Here is a 3,025-nt window from a genome sequence, read left to right as displayed (position 1 = left end):
CTGACACATTTATTGTCGCAACGGTGACACTTTCAATACGTACTACGTCGGCTCGGCTCGCAGAATTCGAGGAAGTGCTTGCAGACATCAGGGCCAAGGTAGCCGACTATGGGTTTACCGAGCGGGACATCTTCGGACGCCGGCGGGGCACGCGTGCGACGCCCGGCGGGGGCGTCGTGCCTCCCAAATATCGTGATCCAAAGACGGGCGCGACGTGGTCGGGCAGGGGGCGTGCGCCTAACTGGATCAAGGGCGCGAAAAACCGCGACAGGTACCTCATTGGCGACTGAGTTAGCGCGTCGGCCAGATTACCTTTATCGACCCTGAACTGGCCTTCGACTGGGCGAAGTTCCATCGGCCGGTTCCAAACGAACAACGGCCATTTGCTCCACTCCACCGGGCCGGCGGATGTTCGGCCGAAGCGGGCAATCTCGTGGTACCGCTTGGCGCCTCCGCCGATGGTCATGGCTGTCCGTCGAGCGCACATGAGACCGCCGGGCAGTTTCTGCTGCACCGCGAAAACGAACTGGCAGAGCCTGTTGGAAGGTGCGTGTCATGCCAAAGCTTTTCACGGAGTGGCCTGATCGTGATCGAAACACTTGGGATTCGCCACTGAGGCGCCGCTGCTTGTGGGAACGTACCCGCACACGTTTGTGTGGCACATCGATAGACGGCTTGATTGCCGCGATTTCAGCTACGTTGTGTGTTCCCAGAACGGTGGGCGGCGTTCATGCGGTCTATCTACACCACGGAATATCGTTGCCTCAGCAAGAATGAAGGAAATGACTTACATCAACCGACGTTGTTGTTACCGTGTTAGGCTTCAAGTACATGCTGAAGCGCTTCCCGGCAAGCTGCAGATGACAGACGAACCGCAGAGGGCTTGCAGGACAACCTGCTTGCCTATTTTTGAACTTTGAACTAGGCGGCGAAGCCGCAATGGACGCTACAAGGCTACTGAAATCCATGCAACTCCTGGGGGTGCGGCAGCGGATGGAATGACACGGTGCCGGAGCCGCGCTCGCGCTGAGGATATGTTTGCTGCCATCAAGCGCCTGTGAGTCTTCACGAAGACCAGCTACCGCGGTTTGGTGAAGAGGGCGAAGCGCGCCTCTCATGCAGCGATTGATGGCGCAGGTATGTCCGGTATTGGGGCGTAAGGATTTACTTCCATGGATCACGGCTATTTGCGCCAGCATCGATGAGTTGAATGGATTGGTCAGCGTCTCCTCAAATTTCTTCGTATGATACTCCATGGATAGGAGATCGGCATGTTTCCACTGACTTGGCTTTGGTGTCCCCAATACAATTATCCTCTGAGCGGCGCTGTCGACCAAACTATGGCATTGCCAGGTGCCCGAGACCCGCAAACGGAAAGATCCATTACGGAGTTATTTTCATACGGCTCTCAGCTCGGGCGGATCCTTGAAGTTCTGGAACCAATGGTCAAGGAATTCTATGGAAGTCGTCCGGGTATCAATCAGGAGCCAGCCCATGAATTCGATCAAATGCTGAGCGATATCGAAGCGATCCGATCCTTAAGGTCCTCTCGCTATGCAGAAGCGACGCGGTAGCAACTGTTCGCCCGTAAACGTATTGAGAGATGCTCCGGCATGATGGGTGCTCGTTTAACGGCCGGAGTTCCGCGTTTGTTAGCGGCGGTGCAGATCCGGCATTAGATGGCGGCGCAAGGTTGAGTAAATCCATCAACAATGAAGGGGCCACGCGGGCCCCTTGAGATGTGACGGCGCCGCTAATCAGAACGGCGAGTCGGGCGTGGTTCAAAGCACGCGATTTTTGCGTTACAAGGACGAGCTGATGCAGCCTGCGTGGAAGCCCAGGAATGGTGAGGACTACCACGCAAATCGAGGTTAGCGACGACCTTCCGATGTCAGCTTCGCTGCGGCTGGAGGCGGCCGAGTCCGAGCAGCGTAAGCCAGTGATCATGAGGCTTGCCGCTCATCAATTCCCTCGGGGTCTTTCCGGTTCGCTCAGGGCATCGGCTACGGACAAAGCGGCGATGGTTGAAGACAAACTTCAGCAGACCAAGCCAGGTCCGCCCGCCCTTCAGATGTCGCCGGTTGGTCAGGCATACGCGCAGTCGCGAGTTGAGATTTTCGACCGGCGAGCTGCTGCGCGGTGTGCTGCGCAGCGCCTCAGATACGCAGGCGTAGACGTCGTGAAACGGGCAACCGATGCGGGCAAGCAGGCGATTCCATCCTTGCCAGAACGTGCTCGACGTATCGGACTTGCGATGCAGGATGCAGACCTCGCGCACGAGATCGCGCGCCACGTTGTGCGTTTGTGCAATGGTGTCGAGTTTTACGGCGAGTAGGCCGGCGAAAGCGAGCAGCCCGCCGCGCTGGTTCTGCAGGGCACGCTGGTATGCGCCTGTGCGTGATAGGTCCTGTGCTTCACGGTGCTGCAGTTCGGCAACCACGAGATCGAACAGCCGTTGAAGCGTCGCGAGGTCCGGCCCTGCCAGTGACAGGATGTCACGTTCGAGCCACTGAACCAGGGTACGCAGATCGGCGGCCAGCTCGTGCGCATGGGCTTCATTGCGACGAAGCGTTTCCAGCGCGGCTTCGAGGAGGCTATCCTCGCCACGTCGACGGGGATTGGCCAGACGCGCTTCTAGCTGTTCGCGCCCGGTGCGCGCACCGCTGGCGACACGATGCCAGAGCGTCGCCAGTGATTTACCTTGCTGAATGATGTGGAACACGTCGCCGTGACACGGCGTATCGGGCCAGGCCATTTTTTGCCCGGCACGCAGACCGGCTCCCGCATCGGCGAGGCGTGTGCTCAGGATCGAGTCCCTGTGCCTGCAGGTCCAGCAGATGGATGGCCCAGGTGTCGCCGTCGCGATGGGCTTCGGGGGCGAGCAGATGGCAATAGGTCGAGGCAACATCGATACCGGCTAGTCCATTGAACCAATGAAATTGCACTGATCTAATAGTGCATGGGCAAAATGAATCTGAGTGAAACCGAGCGCGAAGAGCTGATGTCGATGCAGCGCAGCCGCACG

Annotated in this window: 2 protein-coding genes; one reads left to right on the top strand and one right to left on the bottom strand. The window is 58.4% G+C overall.

Going from position 1 to position 3,025, the window contains the following annotated elements; all coding sequences use genetic code 11:
* The first annotated feature begins 11 nt into the window (after positions 1-11).
* Positions 12-290: an H-NS histone family protein gene (locus BMI01S_RS40415; RefSeq protein WP_081723664.1), complete on the top strand. Its 279-nt coding sequence runs from the start codon at positions 12-14 to the stop codon at positions 288-290.
* A gap of 1,601 nt (positions 291-1,891) precedes the next feature.
* Here the strand turns inward: BMI01S_RS40415 and BMI01S_RS37180 are convergent.
* Complete coding sequence (locus BMI01S_RS37180) at positions 1,892-2,755, bottom strand: hypothetical protein (protein ID WP_051381629.1); 864 nt, start codon at positions 2,753-2,755, stop codon at positions 1,892-1,894.
* Positions 2,756-3,025: the final 270 nt, after the last annotated feature.

The organism is Paraburkholderia mimosarum LMG 23256 = NBRC 106338 (assembly GCF_000739815.1).
GTDB lineage: Bacteria > Pseudomonadota > Gammaproteobacteria > Burkholderiales > Burkholderiaceae > Paraburkholderia > Paraburkholderia mimosarum.
This window is presented reverse-complemented; position numbering and strand designations above follow the sequence as displayed.

Coding starts and splice junctions, on each gene's coding strand:
- BMI01S_RS37180 (WP_051381629.1), bottom strand. CDS start 2,755: ATGGCCTGGCCCGATACGCCGTGTCACGGCGACGTGTTCCACATCATT.